We start from the raw sequence: 17,645 nt of genomic DNA, 5'->3' as shown, positions 1-17,645 counted from the left end.
TATCTCCTGATCCCGCTGGTTAGGCCGCCGCACGGCTCAGCTCCGAGGCGCCGGCGGCGCCCGCGGTCTGCTCCTTCAGCGCCGCGATCAGACCGGGGCGGTCGAACTTGGCGACGTAATCGTGGAAGCCGGCCTGCCGGCCGCGCTCGATCGCCGCCGGCGACACCAGCGCCGAGAGGCCGATGATCGGCGTCGCGGCGAGGTTGTTGTCGGAGCGGATAACTTCCGCAAACTCGAACCCGTTCATGTCCGGCATCTCGATGTCGGTCAGGATCACGTCGAAGCTCTGGGCGCGCAGCGCCGCCAGGCCCTCCTGCGCGGTCGGCGCGGTGCGGACGCGGTAGCCGGCCGCTTTGAGCACCGGCGCCAGCATGTTGCGGAAGAAGGCCGAGTCGTCGACCAGGAGCACCGACTGCGAATGCATCGACGGCTTCATCTCCTTGCGGGTGAACCAGTCGGCGAACGCCATCGGCAGGAAGTGGCCGACGTCGATCACTTCGGTGGCCTGGGCCTTGATCACGGCCGAGCCGAGAATGCCCGGGCTGGAGCCGCCGACCTCGATGTTGAGGCGCTCCTCGACGATGTCGATGATCTCGTCGACCACGAGGCCCATGGAGCGGCCGTCGTCGGCGAACACCAGGATCGGCTGGGCACCCTGGCTCGCAATGGTGACCCCTTCCATGGCCACCAGCGGCATCAGCTGCTCGCGGTACTGCACCATGTAGCGGCCGTTGCTGAACTCGATCTTGTCGGCCGGCAGCTCTTCGAGGCGCGTGACGAGGCCGAGCGGGACCGCCTTGGGCTGCGAGGAGCCGGCGCGGAAGACGAGGAGCGAGGTGGTCTGCTCGCCCGAGCCGATGTGGTGCGCGCCGTTCTCGTCGCCCATGTCATGGGCCGAGGAGCCGGCGGCGCCGAGCGCTTTGGCAATGCCGTTGGGGTCGATGATCATGATCACCGCGCCATCGCCCAGAATGGTGTTGCCGGAGAACATGTCGATGTGACGGAGTTTTGTGGACATCGGCTTCACGACGATTTCTTCGGTATGGAACACGCCGTCGACGACGATGCCGAAAGTCTGGCTGCCGACTTGCGTGACCACGATGAAGCCGTTCTCGGGATCGGAGGCCGCGCCGTCGTCGATCTTCAGGAGCTTCTTGAGGTGGATCAGCGGCAGCAGCTTGTTGCGCAGGCGCAGCACCGCGGTGTCCTTGATGCGCTCGATGCGGTGCTCGCTGTTGGCGCGGGCACGGACCAGCTCGACCACCGAGAGCTGCGGGATGGCGAAGCGGTCGCCGGCGGCCTCGACGATCAGCGCCGAGACGATGGCGAGCGTCAGCGGGATCTTGATGGTGACGGAGGAGCCTTCGCCCGCCACGCTCTTGATGTCGATGGTGCCGCCGATCTGGTCGATATTGGTGCGCACCACGTCCATGCCGACGCCGCGGCCGGACACCGAGGTGATGGCGGCCGCGGTCGAGAAGCCCGGCGCGAAGATGAACTTGTGGATCTGGGCTTCCGACATCTTCTCCAGCTCAGCCTCGGTGACGAGACCTGACGAGAGCGCCTTGGCCTTGATCTTCTCGGTGTTGAGGCCTCTTCCGTTGTCGGCGATGCAGATGATGATGTGGCCGCCCTCGTGATAGGCGGAGAGGCGAATGGTGCCCTGCTCGCCCTTGCCGCTCGCCAGGCGCTCGGCGGGGGTCTCGAGGCCATGATCGGCGGAGTTGCGCACCATGTGGGTGAGCGGGTCCTTGATCAAATCGAGCACCTGGCGGTCGAGCTCGGTGTCGGCGCCGTGCATCTCCAGCTCGATCTGCTTGCCGAGTTCGCTCGAGAGGTCGCGGACGATGCGGGGCAGCTTCTGCCAGGCATTGCCGATCGGCTGCATGCGCGTCTTCATGACGCCCTCCTGCAGCTCGGCGGTGACGTTGGAGAGGCGCTGCAAGGGCACCTTGAACTCGGTGTCCTCGTTGCGGCGGGAGATCTCCAGCAGCTGGTTGCGGGTCAGCACCAGCTCGGAGACCATGGTCATCAGATGCTCCAGCGTATCCACGTTGACGCGGATCGACTGGTTGGCGACGCGGTCGCCCTCGCTCGCGGTCTCGTCGGCCATCGACTTCTTCGGCGCGGCCTTCTCCTTGGCGGCGGGCTTTGCAGCTTGCTTCGCGGCAGGGGCCGCGGCGACCGGCGCCGGCGCGGCCTTGGCGACCGGCGCGGGGACCGGGGCTTCGATCGCGGTCTCGCGGAAGGCGCGCTCGAGCTCGTCGAGCGAGACCTCGCCGGGACGCAAGGGGCGCTCCAGGGTCTGCTCGACCAGCGAGCCCGTGGTCATCGCTTTGGCCGGCGCGGCAATGGGGGCCTCCGGCGCCAGCGGCGGCGCCTCGACGACGGGAGCGGCCCCGGCGGCCGGCATCGGCTGCGCCGAGCCTGACATGGCCGCCATGCCCTGCTCGACCATCGCTTCCAGCTTGTCGATGAGGTCGCGGTCGGTACCCTCCGGCTCGGCTTCGGTCGCCTCGAGGCCGGCCAGAATCTCCTTGATGCGGTCGATCGAGGACAGGATCACCGTCACCGCTTCGGCGGTCACCGGCATGCCGTCGCGGAATTTGCCCATCAAGGTCTCGCCGGCATGCGCCAGCGCTTCGAGCCTGGGCAGGCCGAGGAAGCCGCACGTGCCCTTGATGGTGTGGACCAGGCGGAAGATGTTATCCAGGATCTTGGCGTTGTTCGGCTCCTGCTCGAACTTCACCAGCTGATTGTCGACGGTGTCCAGGCTCTCGCTGGTCTCCGTCAAAAACTCCCGCAACAGATCATCCATGGGGTACGCCTTACTGAGCTGGACTTCGAGGCCTGCGCCAAGCCTGGAATCGGCGGAAGCCTGTAGACCGTTAGACAACCCCTTTCACGGTCCCGTTAATTTCATCCTCCGTGCTAATACGGATATTAAAGACAAGTTTGCGGTTCGGCCGCACACGGCAACCGCTTTTCGGCAAAACCCGCAGCGCGAGGTGACGACGATTGAGGTTGGGTAAACGTGTCCGGAAAGGCGGGACGATGTGCGCGAAAATGTCCGACTCTTGGGGACGATAGGCGCGGCTCGCGGGCAATCGCGGGCGATCGCGGGTGCTCAGATGGCCAGCGCGTCGTGCTCTGCTGAAGTCCGCAGGATCGGCATTTAGGGTCAACGAACGCTTACATGCGGTGTCACGGACTGGCGCGAAGCAATCGCTGATGGTTCATGTAAATTGGTTGGCAAAGGAGGCTGCGCGGATCGCCCGACGTCCGATGGCATTGACAACCGATCTCTGCCGCCGACCGAAAGCTTCCGGCTCATCGAGGCCCCCCTGCAGGTTCTTCCCGAGTGGCGCCGTTGGACCGATGCGCCAAGCGCGTGCGCGAATCAGAACGCAACTCTTAGTTCCGCCGCACACGCTCCGGCGTGTCTGCCCGTTATGGACATTACCACAACCTCCAGGATAAGATCTCTCTTGCTTGCAACTTGACGCGGCTTCGATCGTAGCTTGAGCGCACTGGGATTGATCCTGCATGACCGCGAGCGGCCGCCCACCCAATCAGTTGCTGCAAATGCTCGACGCCGCAGATTTCGACCGGCTGCGCCCCCATCTGGCGACCGTCGAAATGGTCAGGCAATCTGTCCTGGGCGCGGCCGGCGCCGCACTGAGACACGCCTACTTCCCGCACGGCGGCTCCATTTCGATCTTGGTGAGCTTGTCCGAAGGGCAGAGGATCGAGGTTGCGATGCTGGGACGCGACAGCGTCGTCGGCGGCGGCGCGGCGCTTGCCGACGGCATCGCACCGACGGATGCGGTCGTGCTCTTCCCGGGCACTGCTTCTGCGCTGGAAGCCGCGACATTCCGGAAGATCGCCGCTGCAACCCCGTCGTTTCGAAACCTGATGGTGCGCCATGAGCAGGTCCTGCTTGCACACGCGCAGCACTCGTTGCTCTGCAATACGCTGCATTCGGTCGAGGCGCGGCTGGCGCGCTGGCTGTTGCGAGCCCGCGACCTGTCCGACGGCGCAAGCCTCCCGCTGACGCAGGAAGCGCTGGCGCAGATGATGGGGGTGCGGCGCAACGCCATCTCCATGGTCGCGCATGCGCTGCAGCGGGCGGGCATCATTCGCTACACCCGCGGACAAATCGAAATCGTCGATCTGCCCGCGCTGAAAGCGACGTCCTGTGACTGCTATTCGGCGGTGAAGGCCTCGCATTCCCGCCTGCTCGGAGCACGGCAGTGACGCGAGCCGGGCGCAGTCACCTGCATGCTGCGGTGAACACAGCACCGCAGGCGCGATTGCTGCACTCGGACATCTTGTCCCAATTGCCAATATATCCCGACGTGAACATGATGGAACTTACGCGCGCCGGGAGCAATCTCGCTCGCCGCGACTTACCGATGAGGAGACGGGAGGCAGCTTTGGAAACGATGGTGCGCCCTTCCAACGGTTTCCTGTCCGCGCTGTCGGCGGGCGACTATGAACTGCTCCGGCCGTACCTGCGCACGATCGAGCTGCCGCATGAGGCCGTGCTGGTCGCGGCCGGCGAGACGCTCAAGCGCGCTTACTTTCCCCATCGGGGCGTCATCTCGCTGGTGGTGAAGCTCGCCAAGGGCGAGCATGTGCAGGTCGCCATGATCGGCCGCGACAGCCTGCTCGGCGCGCTCTCGTCCATGGGCGATGCCTGCGCCCTGAATACGGCGATCGTGCTGGTTCCCGGCACCGCGTCCGTGATGGATCTCGACCGGCTGCGCGCCGCGGCCGACCAGAGCGGGACCCTGCGCACCTTTCTCACCCGCCACGGGCTGGCGGTCTACGCGCAGGTCCAGCAGACCGCGGGCTGCAACGCCGCCCATCCCGTGGAATCGCGGCTGTCGCGCTGCCTCTTGCACACCCATGATCTGTCGGGCGACTACCGGCTGCTGCTGACCCAGGAGGCGATGGCGCAGATGATCGGCGCGCGGCGCAACAGCGTATCGCTGGTCGCCAACACCCTGCAGCATGCCAACTTCATCCACTACAGCCGCGGGCACATCCAGATCCTGAACCTGGACGGCCTGCGCCAGACGGCTTGCGAGTGCTACGGCGCGGTGAAGGCCCAGTACGACCGCCTGCTCGGCCAGCGCTGAGCGGCACGTGGTAAACCGGCGGCTAACGGCGGCCTGCAAACACCTTCGGTCCCGCTACCGGAACTGAAATTCCGACGCCCTAGACACGGGGGCGAGTCGCGCGCTGCATGCGCCGCGCGACCGGTGAACCGTGACCAGGGCGAGACCATGTTTGACGTGACCGTTGCACCCGCGCAGGGAACCTTCGATTTCGAGCCCGCACGCGAGCCGGGCGCATACGCGGCGCTGGTGCGCGAGATCGGCGAGGACGGCGCCGGCGAGGTGCGCGCCGTGTTCTGGAGCGAGACCTGTGCGCGTCTGCAGCTGTTTCGCACGCTTCCGCTTTGGCAGCACCACGGCAAAATCGCGCGCGAGGCGCATTCGCTCAAGAGCGCGGCGGGAACGTTCGGCTATGTCAGGCTCGCGGCGCTGGCGTTGCGGCTGGAGAAGACTGCGGAGGCGCTTCAAGAGACCGAATTCCGCGATCTCCTGGACCGGATGGATGCGGCCTACGCCGCCGCGCGTGCGCAGGAGCCGCAAGGCTAAAGCGCGGGCTAAACCCGCCGTACTTCTACGGTTTGCGATTTTTAGAGATGACTAATCATAGGTGGCGATAGTCGCGGGAAACCAGGAGGGTTTCCATGTTCACCTATGAGACTGCGGACCAGAAGGAGGTCCGTCGCTTCCGCATCGCTCAGTTCAACGGTCGAATGGCGACCGTGAAGTCCGGCGACTCGACGGTGACTGGCTTCGTACGCTCGGTGCTGGAACAGGAATCGAGCCCTCCGCGCTGGACCATCACGATCATCCCGAATGCGCCGAAGGAAGACCTCAAGCCGCTGCGGCCCACATCGCGCGCACGTCCCTTCACAGAAGATTGTTTCTGACCGCGATCGGGCTTCTCCCGCCCCCGCACAACCGGCGGCAGCGCAAGAGAAGAACCTCAGTCGATCGAATGCAGCAGCGCGGCCCGGACGAGATCCGCCGTGTTGCGCGCACCGAGCTTGCGCATCGCCTCGGCGCGATGACTCTCGAACGTGCGCGGACTGATCTGCATCCGAAGCGCACCCTGCTTGTTCGAACACCCCTCGCTGATCAGGCGAAGCACCTCGCGCTCGCGCTTGGTCAGCCGTTTCTGGCCCGACAGGCCCATCGGTTCGGCGCTGGGCACGCGCCGGGCTTGCGGTGCGCGCGGGGCGTTCGATTCTGCGTCTTCGATCCGGGACGGAATCGGCGGGGCACCCTTGTGGGGGCCGGCAAGCTGCTTGACCAGGCCGCAGACGCGCTCGGTCTGCGCCAGCGCATTCTCCACCACCCGTTGCAGATAGGCGCGGTCGGCCGTGACAGGCGCGAGCTGATCGCTGTGATGCTTGATCTCGCCCATGTAGAGCAGGAGCGCGGTCAGGGGTCCGTTGAGCTCGCGGGCGATGGCGGCCGCCATGTCGTCGGCTGCCTTGGCCCGGACGGCGTTCAGGCGGACGAAATCGAGCTCTTCAGCCGGAGCGGTGCTGCTGTCGTACCATTCCGACGGCCGCGAATCGGCGGCCGTATCATTCTGTGACCCCATGTGACCTGTTTAGCGGAACCGGGGTCGGTCTGTGGTTAACTTTTTGCTCCGTATGATTACGGTGATTTTGTCAGTTTTGCGCTAAAACGTGGGCATGGGCACAATTTATGCTTGCGCGCGGCAGGTCCCGACCATGCAGGGGTTGAGAACTTCGCCCAAATCCCGGGCAAACAGGCCAAGTCTCGCCGATTGGTCGCCCCCGGCCCGGACGCCCCGGCCCCAGGTTTTACGGATTAATTAACGGCGACTTGCTTCTCTAGGCAGGATTGCGAGCGCGCAAATGCCTCCATGCATTGGGCTGGTCAGCCTGCTGGAATCGTTGCGGAAGATTGCGTGCCATGAACGAGATCGATCGGCTGTCGGAATTCCTGCAGAGGCTGACGCCGCTGTCGCGCAGCTGTCTGCTCAGCGAACTCGAGCGGCTCGAGCTGTGCGGCATCGACATGCCCGGCTCGGCCGAGGTTCAGGCCCGCCTGCGCGCCGAATTTCGCAAGGACGGATCGACCCAGGCGCGCGCGGCCAGCCCCTCGCGCTATTTCTTCGCCCCGCTCGAGCTGCTGCTGATCGATGGCGCGCCCGAGCATGCCAATGCGGGACGCATCTCGCGCAACACCCTGACCCCGATCTGGGAGTGGATCTGCCGCGACCTGCTGCCGACCATGGCGCGCGACTACATCAAGGCGATCAACGACCAGGTCGCCGCCAACAACCCGAAGGAAGTGCAAAAGATCGCGTCGAGCTTCCAGATCAAGGTCGTCAAGGTGCTCGAGAACACCCTTGCATCAGTGGAGAGCACCGAACTCGCCCGCGGCAAGCTCGCGCAGTACACGGCCTCGCGCACCGCCTTCGACGACGTGAGGAAGATGCAGCATGTGCTGCGCGCCGGCGACACGCTGCCGAAGTTCAACGAAAAGCTGCCCGAGAAGATCGCGAAGTTCGACGACGGCCTGGTGGCCAGGATCACCGCGCAGCTCGATGCCTTCAAGAAATCTCACCCGGATGCGCTGCCCTTTGCGCTGGCGCTGGTGGCGCGCCGGCTGAAGACGTCCTGGCAACTGGTGCGCCTTGCCACACGGCCCGCCGCGAGCAAGGCTGCGGCCCACGTCGCCGCCACGCCCTATGCCTGTGTCGTGCACATGGTGCTCGACCGGCTCGACGACAAGCGCCTCGCTCTCAGGATGGCACTCCGTCACAACCGGGTGCTGGTCGCCCGCGACCTGCTCACCGAGATCTACGACACCGAACATGCGCTCAAGGTCTGCATCGACGGCATCGAGGCCAGCGAATGGGGCATCCGCCTCCAGCGATTGATGGACGCGATCGCGGCGCTGGTGTCCGCGGAGGTGAGCCGCTTCCCGGCCAATGTCGGCCACATCCTCGGCTCGCGCCGGCTGCGCAGCCACGACACGCTCGGCGGCAAGCTCTCCTATCTCGCCTGGAAGGGGCGCGACGCCGTGCAGGACGGCGCGGCGGCGTTTCGCAAATTGATCGGACAGACCTAGATCGGGATTCGGCGGCAGAGGGCCACGTTGCGCAGCGCGCTAACGCGGCAGGCACAGGAAGCGATCCATAAACCGCCCTGACAGCACGAACCTGAACCACCAATACATCATTCGCCGCATCGACATAGCTGTAATCCCAAACACAGCCCACCATCGGCTGAGCTGAGCAATAGCGCAGCTGCGGCAATGCATATGTGATCTGGTTCACACGCGCGCCGTCTCGCCCGCCCGAATTGTCGCAGAACCGTCACGGGCGGCGGCGGAACATGCGCGCATCGCGCGATTATGAGTTCTCCCGCTGCGTGCGTCGCTTCTATGCTCCAGTCCATCGCACGAGCATGGGAAGGAATCCGCGATGAGATCGAACCGACGGACGTTGACGATGGCTGCCCTGCTGACGGTCGCGCTGGCGCTGACATCGACGACGATGGCGCAGACGTCGCCGCCGCAGGGCGATGCGGCGCCGACCGCGGACAATGCGGTGCTGCTCACCATCTTCTTCAAGCACGACCAGTCGCGTCCCTTGAGCGAATTGAATGCTCAGCTCGACAAGCAGGGCTTCCGCAAGGCGTTTCCGCCGCCCGGCATCGAGGTCGTGAGCTGGTACGTGGTGATGGGCATCGGCCAGGTCGTCACGCTGCGCCTGCCCCCTTCGCGGCTGCGCGAGGTCAATCGCGTGATCGAGGATACCGCATGGGGTCCGTACCGCACCGAGTTCTATCCGACCTACGACTACAAGGCGGTCGGGATGGCTCAACACGACAAGGCCACAAGCAATTGAGGGCGTCCATTATTCAATTGGGCGAACCGCGAACGGGCTCGTCCTATTGCAGGACACCGACCTCGCGCCAGCGGCTAGTCGCATCATTCGAGATTCTTCCGCGATGACGGCGTCACGCGGCCGTCACGCGAGGTGAGGCGTAAAAACTTCTCCAACGAGATCCGGACAATTTTAGACGTGGTGCGCGCTTTAACGTTACCCAGATAATTCAACAATCGGCCGAAGCTCTCCATATTTGAAACTGCTCCCGTCGCTAACACCGTTCGCGGAACGGGAGTGGTTTGCGATGAACGATGAAATTGTTGAGCTCGCCGGACGAAGGCCCAAAACCTTCGGGCGGCGAAAGATGACGCCGCGCGCTTGCGTCGCCGACGGCAAGCGCCACCTGCGTGCATTCCTCGCCGAAGTGCTGGAGGACCTCGGCTTCGTCACCAGCGAATGCGCCAGCGCGGAGGAGCTGCAATCCGTGCTGACGCGCGAATTGCCGGACCTGATCCTGCTCGGCATCGCCGCCGACGGCATCGAGCCCGGGAAATTCCTGGAGACGCTGGTGCGCGAGTCCTTCGACGGCAAGGTCCTCGCCGTCGGCGCGCGCGAGTCGATCATCGTCAGGGCCGTGCAGCAGGTCGGCGAGGAATACGGTCTTGCGATGCTGCCGCCGCTGACCACGCCCTTTGCCGCGGAGACGCTGCGCGACCGCGTCGCGATGCTGCTGCCGGAGGAGCCGGCGCCGAGCCCGGCCGTGCATGTCGGCGAGGCCTTGCATGCCGGCTGGCTCGAGCTCTGGTACCAGCCCAAGATCGACGCGAGGACGCTGATCCGCAGCGGCGCCGAGGCGCTGGTGCGGATGCGGCATCCGACCTGGGGCGTGGTGCCGCCCGCCTATTTCATTCCCGAAGCGGACGATCCGCATCTGCGCAGCCTGTCCGAATTCGTGATCGAGCGCGCCGTGCAGGACTGGCACTATCTGCTGGAGCGGCAGGGCCCGGTCGATCTCTCGATCAACCTGCCGGCCTCCTACCTGAAGGAGCCGCAGGCCGTGCGCGATCTCTGCCGCCGTGTGCCGACGCATCCGGCCTTCGGCGGACTGACGATCGAGATCGACAGCGAGGAGGCGATCCGCGACCTCGATCTGCTCGTCGAGGTCGCCCGCGAGGTGCGTCTGCACAATATCGGCCTGTCGATCGCCAATCTCGGCGCCAACTGGCCGTCGCTGATGGACCTCGGCAAGATCCCCTTCATCAAGCTGCAGGCCGACCGGCACTTCGTCACCGGCAGCGGCGATGACCGGCTGAAGCGCACGGTGTGCCGCCACATCGTCGAGCTTGCGCAAGGCTACGGTGTCGGCGCCATCGCCGAAGGCGTCGAGAGCCGCGCCGACCTCGTCGCCGCCAACGAGCTCGGCTTCGACCTCGTGCAGGGCTTTCTGTTCGGCAAGCCGATGCCGCTGAAGAAATTCGCAAAGAGCGCGCAGGCGCGAACGGTGCTGGGACAGGCCTGAGGCTTTCAGCCTCAGGCCAACCGCCGCGCGGCCACGCGTGTCGCCGGCAGCGAGCGCTGAAGATGATGACGGCGAGGAGCCCGTTGCCCCAGTGTCACAGTAACGTGCAGCGTCACCGTCTCGTGTCTAGTTTCCCTTGATGCCGGCCTCCCTGATGAGCTTGCCCCATTTCGTGCTTTCGCTCTGAATGAAGCGGCCGAACTGCTCGGGCGCCATGGGTGCCGGCTCCGTGCCGAGGGTTCTGATCTTCTCCGCCACCGAGGGATCCTTCAGGGCTTTGGTGAAGGCTTCGCTCAGCCTGGCAATGACATCCGCGGGCGTGCCGGCGGGAGCAACGAGCCCGAACCAGCCCACGGATTCGAAACCCGCAATGCCGCTCTCGGCCAGCGTCGGGACGTCGGGCAAGGACGGAAGGCGGCGCGCCGAGGACACGCCGATCGCGTTGAGCTTGCCGTCGAGGATCAATTGCCGCGACGACGGAATGTCCAGCACCGCGAAGGGGACATGGCCTGCGAGAACATCGACCGTCGCCGGCGCGGTCCCGCGATACGGGACCAACTCCATGGAGGTCCCGGTCTTCTGCGTGAACAGCGCGGCGGTCAGATGCATCGCCGTCGAGTTGCCGCCATGCCCGATCGACAGCGCGCCCGGCTTGGCCTTGGCGAGCGCGATCGTCTCAGCGGTGGAGTGCGCCGGAACATTCGCTGATGCGACCAGCACGAAGGGAATTTCCGCAAGCAGGGTGATCGGCACGAGATCCTTCAGCTCGAACGGCATCGAGGCATTAAGGTGCGGATTCACGGTGAGCGCACCCGCCGGCGCCACGCCGAGCGTGTAGCCGTCGGGCTTGGCCTGCGCGACCGCGGCCATGCCGATGTTGCCGCCGGCGCCCGCTCGGTTCTCGATCACCAGGCTCTGCTTGAGCTCGGCCGTGACGAGCGGCTCGAGCGCGCGGATCACGGTGTCGGCGCTGCCGCCGGGCGGGAAGGTCACGATGATCTTGATCAACTGCTCCGGATAGGCGGCGCGGCCCGCCTCCAGCGGCAACACCGCGAAAGCCACAGCCGTCAGCATGGCCAGGATGCGGCGCCTTGCAACGTGAACCACGTTCTCCTCCTCCTCAGTGTGCTTTTGTTCTTGGAACGCAGCTGGCGGCCTTCGCCGCCAGGCCGTCCGTTTGAAGTCGCCTTACGCCGCTGCGCCGGTGATCCGCGCCAGCAAGCCCACTGGATCGTCGGGCGCGGCCTGCCCGCGCCACGCGATGTGCTGATCGGGCCGGGCCAGCACCAGCTTTTCAGCATACTCACCGTTCGCCTCCTCTGGCGCGATGTCGACCAGCGCGAGCGGCACGCCGCGCTCCCTTGCTGCGGATTGCAGCCGTGTCACGTCGATCGCCGGGTCGAACCGCAACAATGTGTAGCCCGCGCCGAACGCATCGTAGAGCGACCGCCCGTCGCTCAGGAACAGATGCGGCGCGCGGGCGCCCGGCACGGTGGAGGCCGTGAAGCTGCCCATCGCGTAAGGCGGCGGCGTCTCGCCATCATAGGCGATGATCGGCGAGGCATCGTAATAGTAGCCGAAGTTGAGGCCGGCGCAGCAATATTGCTGCACGTTGAGATCGTAGGCCGCTCTCGCCAATGCCGCGCGCGCAGCGTGGCCGCGCGGCGTGTCGTCCTCGATCTCCACGGAGACGCCGCCGCGCTGCGCCATCATCTTCATCGCGTGGTCCATCGCAAAGCGCGACACCTGCTCGGTGATGGGCTGGCGCTCCGCCTCATAGGCATCGAGGATCGCGGCCGGCGCCCAGCCATTCAGATGCGCGGCCAGTTGCCAGCAAAGGTCGACCGCATCCGCGATGCCCGCATTCATGCCGTAGCCGGCATAGGGCATCCACAGATGCGCGGCGTCGCCGCAGATGAAGACCCGGCGGTCGCGGAAGCGATCGGCCACGAGACGCCGCCCGACCCAGTCCTCTTTGCTCAGAACTTTGTATTCGAAGCGCTCGTCGACACCGAGAATGGCGCGGATGGACCAGTCGCGATCGACCGAGTCGAATTCGGGCTCGTCGGGCTTCAGATGATTGTGAATCAGCCAGCGGTCGTGGCCGTCGATCGCAACCGTGGTGCCGGAGCGGCGCGGGTTGAGCGAGAGCACCATCCACGCCGGCTTGTGCGCGCCCATCAGTTCCTTGAGTTGCGGCGCCTCGATGAGGGTCGACTGCACGCGCTGGATCACGGGCGTGCCGGACAGGCTGGCGCCGATCGATTTGCGCACGAGGGACCGGCTGCCGTCGCAGCCGATCACGAAGGACGCCTCGATGCGGAGCGGGCTGCCGCTGTCGAGATCACGCGCGAGCGCGACCACGTGATCGCCGTGCTGTTCGATCTCGGTGATTTCCGTGCGAGCCAGAATCTTGATCCGCGGCTGCGCCGCGGCATGGCTGAACAGGATCGGCTCGAGATAGATCTGGTTGATCCGGTGCGGCGGCTCGGGCGTCGGCCACCAGGTGTCGGGACCACCGGTGGCGCTGTAGCGGCGCGCGCGGGAGGGAATGTCGATGCGGCAGAGCTCGATGCCGGTCGCCGTGGTCCGGTAGGAGCAATCGTTGGGAAAGTCCGCAGGTAGCCCCGCATCGCGCAGCTTGGCGGCCACGCCGAGCCGTCGAAAAATCTCCATCGAGCGCGCCGACACGTGATTGCATTTGACGCTGGGCGGATCGCCGGCGTGACGGATCTCAGCCACGACGACGTCGATCCCGCGCGAGGCCAGATCCATCGCCGCGGTCAATCCGACGGGCCCGGCGCCCACGACCAGCACCTGTGTCTTCATGCTCGTTTCATCCCTTCGCAACCCGCGGCTTCGTCGTCCGTCAGCATGCATTTTATTGCAGGCTCGCTTATAAGATAAGCCAGAAAGAACTCATCAATTCATGAGGTTCGCCTATGAATATCACGTTGCGCCAATTACAGGCCTTCACGGGCGTGTACCGGACGCGCAGCATCACGCGGGCCGCCCGCGAGCTCGGGATCACACAATCGGCGGCGAGCCTGTTGATCCAGCAGCTCGAAGCCCAGCTCGGGGTCAAACTGTTCGACCGCTCCACGCGCTCGGTGCAGCCGACGCTGGCTGCCGAAGAGGCGATCCACGCCGCCGAACGCATGCTGAGCGATGCGCAAGGCCTGTCGCGCCGGATGCGCGACCTCGCGCAGGCCCGCGCCGGCCGCGTCGCGTTTCTTGCCTCGGCCGGCGCCGCCTCGGCGCTAATGCCGTCTGTGCTCGCAAGATTCCGCGCTGGCCATCCCAATATAGAAATCGACATGCGCGATGTTGCCGCCGACGATCTCGTGGCGCGCCTGAGCGCGACCGACGCGGAGTTCGCGATCGGCAGCGTGGAGGGCGAATTCGCCGACATGACGACCGAGACACTGGCAAGCGGCCGCCTCAGCGCTATCGGCCGCCGCACCGCCGACTTCGCCGCACGCCGTGCCCTCACATGGGACGAGCTGGCGCAACTGCCGACCATCGCGATGCGCCGCGAGAGCCGGATCCGCATGCAGATCGATCAGGCGCTGAGCGCGCAGGGCAAGCGCCTCGATCCGACCTATGAAGTGACGCTGATCAACACCGCGCTTGCCATGACGGCGCAGGGCCTCGGCCTCGCCATCCTCCCCGCGACGATGCTGCCGGCCGACCAGTTTCCGACGCTGATCGCAAGGCCGCTGGTCCGGCCGGCCCTCACGCGACCCGTGTCACTGCTGCAGCGCCAGGGCCGGACGCTGTCGCCGGCGGCGCGGGCGTTCGTGGCGACGGCCCGGACGGTGCTGGCGCAACAGTCGGGACTTGGCACACGGTGCAACCAATAGGACAAAAATAGAAACGATGCCTTTCTTTCATTTCTATTTAAATCTCAATCAAGCGAGGTCAGTTTGAGGGCGCAACCAAGGAGCTCTCGTCATGACCAAGCAATCGAGCGAGACGCACGTCGAAGACGTCAGGCCCTCTACAAGCGACGACCCAAACCTCATCGCGACGTTGTTGAAGCGCAATGTCGCGGAAGTGTTCGGCGAGAACAATCCTGACCGCCGCAGGGCTGCGATCCGCGACCTTTTCGCTGAGGATGCAGCCGTCCATGCTCCTCCGGGCGTCATCGTCGGACACGACGCACTCGACGAGTTCGCGGGCGATCTTCGCAGCCTGCATCCCGACCACGTCTACACGCCCTGAATTCTCCGTCCGTCTGATCTCAACAAACCAGATTCCCACCCGGCAACGAAACACGTCGTGTCGTTGTCATGCGACTTCAACCAAGCACAGGAGTGACTACAATGGATACGACCCGTTATGCTTCTTTCATCGGCCGACTGCTGATCGGCCTTCCCTTCGCCATGAGCGGTTTCGGCAAGCTTGCTGCGTATGGTGCGACGACCGCCTACATCGCCTCTGCCGGATTACCCGTACCGCCGCTTTCTTATGCGATTGCCGTTCTCGTTGAACTCGGTGGCGGCCTGCTGCTGATCGCGGGTTATCAGACACGCGCGGTTGCGCTGGCGCTGGCGGTATTCTCGGTGGCAGCAGCAATCTCGTTCTACAACAACTTTGCCGACCAGAACCAGATGATCCATTTCCTCAAGAACGTGATGATGGCAGGCGGCCTGCTTCAGATCGTCGCCTTCGGCGCCGGCGCGCTCAGCCTGGACGCGCGCTCCCGCCACGACAGCGGTGGCGTCGCGGGAGTCGCGCACGCGCGTTGAACGGCATTGATCACGGAAGGCCCGTCGTCATCGGCGGGTCTTCCGTCATTTTCGACGCAGGATCTGAGAGAGCATGGTCGGGCTGGACGGCGCCAGAAGCCTGGCATCCAGAAGAGACCCGTCTTCAGGAGTTTTCTCGATTTCCGTGAGCGGTCCGAGACATAGGTGACAGAACGTACCGGACACATGGGTTACACTTTCCGCTTTTGTTCTGCGGGAGGTGTGGATGCCGTGGAAAGCGAGTTCGGTTATGGAAGAGCGCCTGCGTTTTGTGGCCCGGCTTCTGGATGGGGAAGGCATGGTCGAGGTCTGCCGGGAGTTCGGCATCTCCCGCAAGAGAAGCCGCATTGGGGGGCGCGCAAGATCCGTGAGCTCCTGGTCAGGCGGCTCGACGGTGATGTCAGGGTTCCGGCCAAAAGTACCATCCATGCGGTTCTCGATCGCCACGGCTTGGTCAAGCGCGGCGGCGGGCCGCGCCACCGCGCGCGCGGCACGCCGCTGTCGCAGGGCACATCCCCGAACGATCTGTGGTGTGCTGACTTCAAAGGCGAGTTCAAGCTCGGCAATGGCCGATACTGTTATCCGCTGACCGTCACCGACCATGCCTCGCGCTTCCTGCTGCTCTGCGAAGCTCTGGACTCGACACGCGAAGAACCTGCCATAACGGCCTTTGAGCGGCTGTTCCGCGACCGCGGGCTGCCACTTGCCATTCGTTCCGACAATGGCGTGCCTTTTGCCAGTCCCAACGCTCTGTTCAATCTCTCAAAGCTATCGGTGTGGTGGCTCAGGCTCGGCATTGCCATCGAGCGCATCAAACCGGGCCATCCACAGCAGAACGGACGTCATGAGCGGATGCACCTCACTCTCAAAAAGGAAGCGACCCGCCCGCCGGGATTCAACAGCCTGCAACAGCAAGACCGCTTCGACAGCTTCCTGCACGAGTTCAATGAAGAGCGGCCGCATGAGGCTCTCGACATGAAACGCCCCGCAGACCTCTACTCAGCCTCAACCCGCCGCTACGACGGCTTGCCGGAACTGGCTTATCCCTTCCATGACCGCGACGTCTTCGTCACCTCCTGCGGTCGCCTCTGCCTGTACCGCAAGAGAATCAATATCTCCCTCGTGCTGGCCGGCCAGAAACTCGGCATCAAGGAAGTCGACGATGGCATTTGGCTCGTCAGCTTCATGCACTATGATCTTGGATATTTCGACTTGGAGCAGAAAACCCTGCAGCCTCTCGACAACCCGTTCGGCACGAGGTTGTCACCCATGTCTTAGGTACGACCCGTTACCTATGTGTCCGGGCTGGACAACCGGTCACGATGGCGGAGAGGGAGGGATTCGAACCCCCGATAGGCTTGCACCTATGCCGCATTTCGAGTGCGGTGCATTCAACCACTCTGCCACCTCTCCTGAAGGCGCCATATAGGAGCTGCGGCCCCCGTGGTTGGGGGCGTTAATAGGCGAGGATGGCGGGCCAGACAAGGCGCGAAGGGGGAAAATCAGCTGCCTCTTTCACCTCCATCCGCCTCCTTGGGAAGGAACTGCCATGGAGCACCTGACGACCCGCGCCAACGGCGCCGATTTCCACCTGGTTCGCGCCGGACGCGGCAAACCGCTGCTTTTGCTGCATGGATGGCCGGAATTCTGGCTGACCTGGGAGCCGGTGATGGCGCGGCTTTCCGACCGCTTCACCCTGATCGCGCCTGATCTGCGCGGCTTCGGCGACAGCGACAAGCCGGACGGGCCTTATGGGCCGGACGGCCATGCGGCCGACATGCTGGCGCTGATGGAGGGGCTCGGCATCGAGCGATTCGGCGTCGTCGGCCACGATGTCGGCGGCGCCGTGATGCAGCCGCTGGCGCGTCAGGCGCCGGAGCGGCTCGCCGGGCTGTTCTTCTTCGATTTCGTCTATCCCGGGATCGGGCCGCGCATGGCGGCACCCGATCGGCTCAACCACATCTGGTATCAGTCCTTCCACCAGATGGAGATGGCACCGGCGCTGGTCGGGGCGAGCCGCGAGAGCTGCCGGGTCTATATCCGCCATTTCCTGAAGGGCTGGGCGCACCGGAAGAACGCGTTCGACGACGTGCTCGACGCCTTCGCCGACAATTACTTCAAGGAAGGCAATCTCGCCGGCGGCTTTGCGCATTATCGGGCCTCGCATGCCGGGCGGGTCGCGATGATGAGGGGCGAAGCACCAAAGCTTCCGCCGATCGAGGTGCCGACCTGCGTGCGCTGGGCCGAGCACGATCCGCTGTTTCCCTATGCGTGGACCGATCGGCTCTCCGAGACCTTCGGTGCGCTCGATCTCGCGAAGTTTCCCGGCGTCGGCCATTTCCCTCATCGGGAAGATCCGGATCGCGCGGCGGCGGAGATCGCGGCGTTCTTTCAGCGCGTCGGCTGGAGCTGAGGCTCAC

15 protein-coding genes, 1 tRNA gene and 1 pseudogene are annotated in these 17,645 nt (G+C 64.9%); 12 read left to right on the top strand and 5 right to left on the bottom strand.

Going from position 1 to position 17,645, the window contains the following annotated elements:
• Window positions 1-19: 19 nt before the first annotated feature.
• Window positions 20-2,818, bottom strand: a complete 2,799-nt coding sequence (locus ACNJYB_RS02085) for a hybrid sensor histidine kinase/response regulator (protein ID WP_439372476.1) — start codon at window positions 2,816-2,818, stop codon at window positions 20-22.
• 728 nt (window positions 2,819-3,546) lie between these two features.
• Here ACNJYB_RS02085 and ACNJYB_RS02080 point away from each other — a divergent pair.
• The 4 genes from ACNJYB_RS02080 to ACNJYB_RS02065 all read left to right on the top strand — a co-directional run bounded on the left by ACNJYB_RS02080 (window position 3,547) and on the right by ACNJYB_RS02065 (window position 6,010).
• Window positions 3,547-4,257, top strand: a complete 711-nt coding sequence (locus ACNJYB_RS02080) for a Crp/Fnr family transcriptional regulator (RefSeq protein ID WP_439372475.1) — start codon at window positions 3,547-3,549, stop codon at window positions 4,255-4,257.
• 188 nt (window positions 4,258-4,445) lie between these two features.
• Window positions 4,446-5,144 carry a Crp/Fnr family transcriptional regulator gene (locus ACNJYB_RS02075; RefSeq protein WP_439372474.1) on the top strand — a complete coding sequence of 233 codons (699 nt, stop codon included), beginning with the start codon at window positions 4,446-4,448 and terminating at the stop codon, window positions 5,142-5,144.
• A gap of 147 nt (window positions 5,145-5,291) precedes the next feature.
• The gene (locus tag ACNJYB_RS02070) at window positions 5,292-5,669 is read left to right on the top strand and encodes an Hpt domain-containing protein (protein WP_439372473.1); all 378 of its coding nucleotides are present in this window, start codon (window positions 5,292-5,294) and stop codon (window positions 5,667-5,669) included.
• Window positions 5,670-5,764: 95 nt separating this feature from the next.
• Window positions 5,765-6,010, top strand: a complete 246-nt coding sequence (locus ACNJYB_RS02065; protein ID WP_439372472.1) for a hypothetical protein — start codon at window positions 5,765-5,767, stop codon at window positions 6,008-6,010.
• A 56-nt stretch (window positions 6,011-6,066) separates the two neighbouring features.
• Here the strand turns inward: ACNJYB_RS02065 and ACNJYB_RS02060 are convergent, their stop codons facing one another.
• Window positions 6,067-6,690, bottom strand: a complete 624-nt coding sequence (locus ACNJYB_RS02060; protein ID WP_439372471.1) for a LuxR C-terminal-related transcriptional regulator — start codon at window positions 6,688-6,690, stop codon at window positions 6,067-6,069.
• Between the two features lie 338 nt (window positions 6,691-7,028).
• Between ACNJYB_RS02060 and ACNJYB_RS02055 the strand changes: the two genes are divergently transcribed.
• From ACNJYB_RS02055 to ACNJYB_RS02045, 3 genes are all read left to right on the top strand, one after another.
• On the top strand, window positions 7,029-8,192 hold the full coding sequence (locus ACNJYB_RS02055; protein ID WP_439372470.1) for a hypothetical protein: 1,164 nt from the start codon (window positions 7,029-7,031) through the stop codon (window positions 8,190-8,192).
• A 355-nt stretch (window positions 8,193-8,547) separates the two neighbouring features.
• Window positions 8,548-8,973 (top strand): hypothetical protein, encoded by a 426-nt coding sequence (locus ACNJYB_RS02050; protein ID WP_439372469.1) that lies wholly within the window; start codon window positions 8,548-8,550, stop codon window positions 8,971-8,973.
• A gap of 286 nt (window positions 8,974-9,259) precedes the next feature.
• A complete protein-coding gene (locus tag ACNJYB_RS02045) occupies window positions 9,260-10,474 on the top strand; it encodes an EAL domain-containing response regulator (RefSeq protein ID WP_439372468.1) in 1,215 nt (404 codons plus the stop codon).
• 126 nt (window positions 10,475-10,600) lie between these two features.
• Here the strand turns inward: ACNJYB_RS02045 and ACNJYB_RS02040 are convergent, their stop codons facing one another.
• Window positions 10,601-11,581, bottom strand: coding sequence for a Bug family tripartite tricarboxylate transporter substrate binding protein (locus ACNJYB_RS02040; protein ID WP_439372467.1), 981 nt, complete (start codon window positions 11,579-11,581; stop codon window positions 10,601-10,603).
• Between the two features lie 81 nt (window positions 11,582-11,662).
• Entirely contained in the window at window positions 11,663-13,303 is a 1,641-nt protein-coding gene (locus ACNJYB_RS02035; protein ID WP_439372466.1) for an FAD-dependent oxidoreductase, read from the bottom strand.
• A 113-nt stretch (window positions 13,304-13,416) separates the two neighbouring features.
• Between ACNJYB_RS02035 and ACNJYB_RS02030 the strand changes: the two genes are divergently transcribed.
• The 4 genes and pseudogenes from ACNJYB_RS02030 to ACNJYB_RS02015 all read left to right on the top strand — a co-directional run bounded on the left by ACNJYB_RS02030 (window position 13,417) and on the right by ACNJYB_RS02015 (window position 16,503).
• The gene (locus ACNJYB_RS02030; RefSeq protein ID WP_439372465.1) at window positions 13,417-14,337 is read left to right on the top strand and encodes a LysR family transcriptional regulator; all 921 of its coding nucleotides are present in this window, start codon (window positions 13,417-13,419) and stop codon (window positions 14,335-14,337) included.
• A gap of 91 nt (window positions 14,338-14,428) precedes the next feature.
• Complete coding sequence (locus tag ACNJYB_RS02025; RefSeq protein ID WP_439372464.1) at window positions 14,429-14,698, top strand: nuclear transport factor 2 family protein; 270 nt, start codon at window positions 14,429-14,431, stop codon at window positions 14,696-14,698.
• A gap of 101 nt (window positions 14,699-14,799) precedes the next feature.
• Complete coding sequence (locus tag ACNJYB_RS02020; protein WP_439372463.1) at window positions 14,800-15,225, top strand: DoxX family protein; 426 nt, start codon at window positions 14,800-14,802, stop codon at window positions 15,223-15,225.
• Window positions 15,226-15,451: 226 nt separating this feature from the next.
• Window positions 15,452-16,503, top strand: a pseudogene (locus tag ACNJYB_RS02015) (integrase core domain-containing protein).
• A gap of 45 nt (window positions 16,504-16,548) precedes the next feature.
• Here ACNJYB_RS02015 and ACNJYB_RS02010 read toward each other — a convergent pair.
• A tRNA-Ser gene (locus tag ACNJYB_RS02010) sits at window positions 16,549-16,638 on the bottom strand.
• Window positions 16,639-16,774: 136 nt separating this feature from the next.
• Here ACNJYB_RS02010 and ACNJYB_RS02005 point away from each other — a divergent pair.
• Window positions 16,775-17,638 carry an alpha/beta fold hydrolase gene (locus ACNJYB_RS02005; RefSeq protein WP_439372462.1) on the top strand — a complete coding sequence of 288 codons (864 nt, stop codon included), beginning with the start codon at window positions 16,775-16,777 and terminating at the stop codon, window positions 17,636-17,638.
• Window positions 17,639-17,645 lie beyond the last annotated feature (7 nt).

Source organism: Bradyrhizobium sp. SMVTL-02 (genome assembly GCF_051853005.1).
Taxonomy (GTDB): domain Bacteria; phylum Pseudomonadota; class Alphaproteobacteria; order Rhizobiales; family Xanthobacteraceae; genus Bradyrhizobium.
This window is presented reverse-complemented; position numbering and strand designations above follow the sequence as displayed.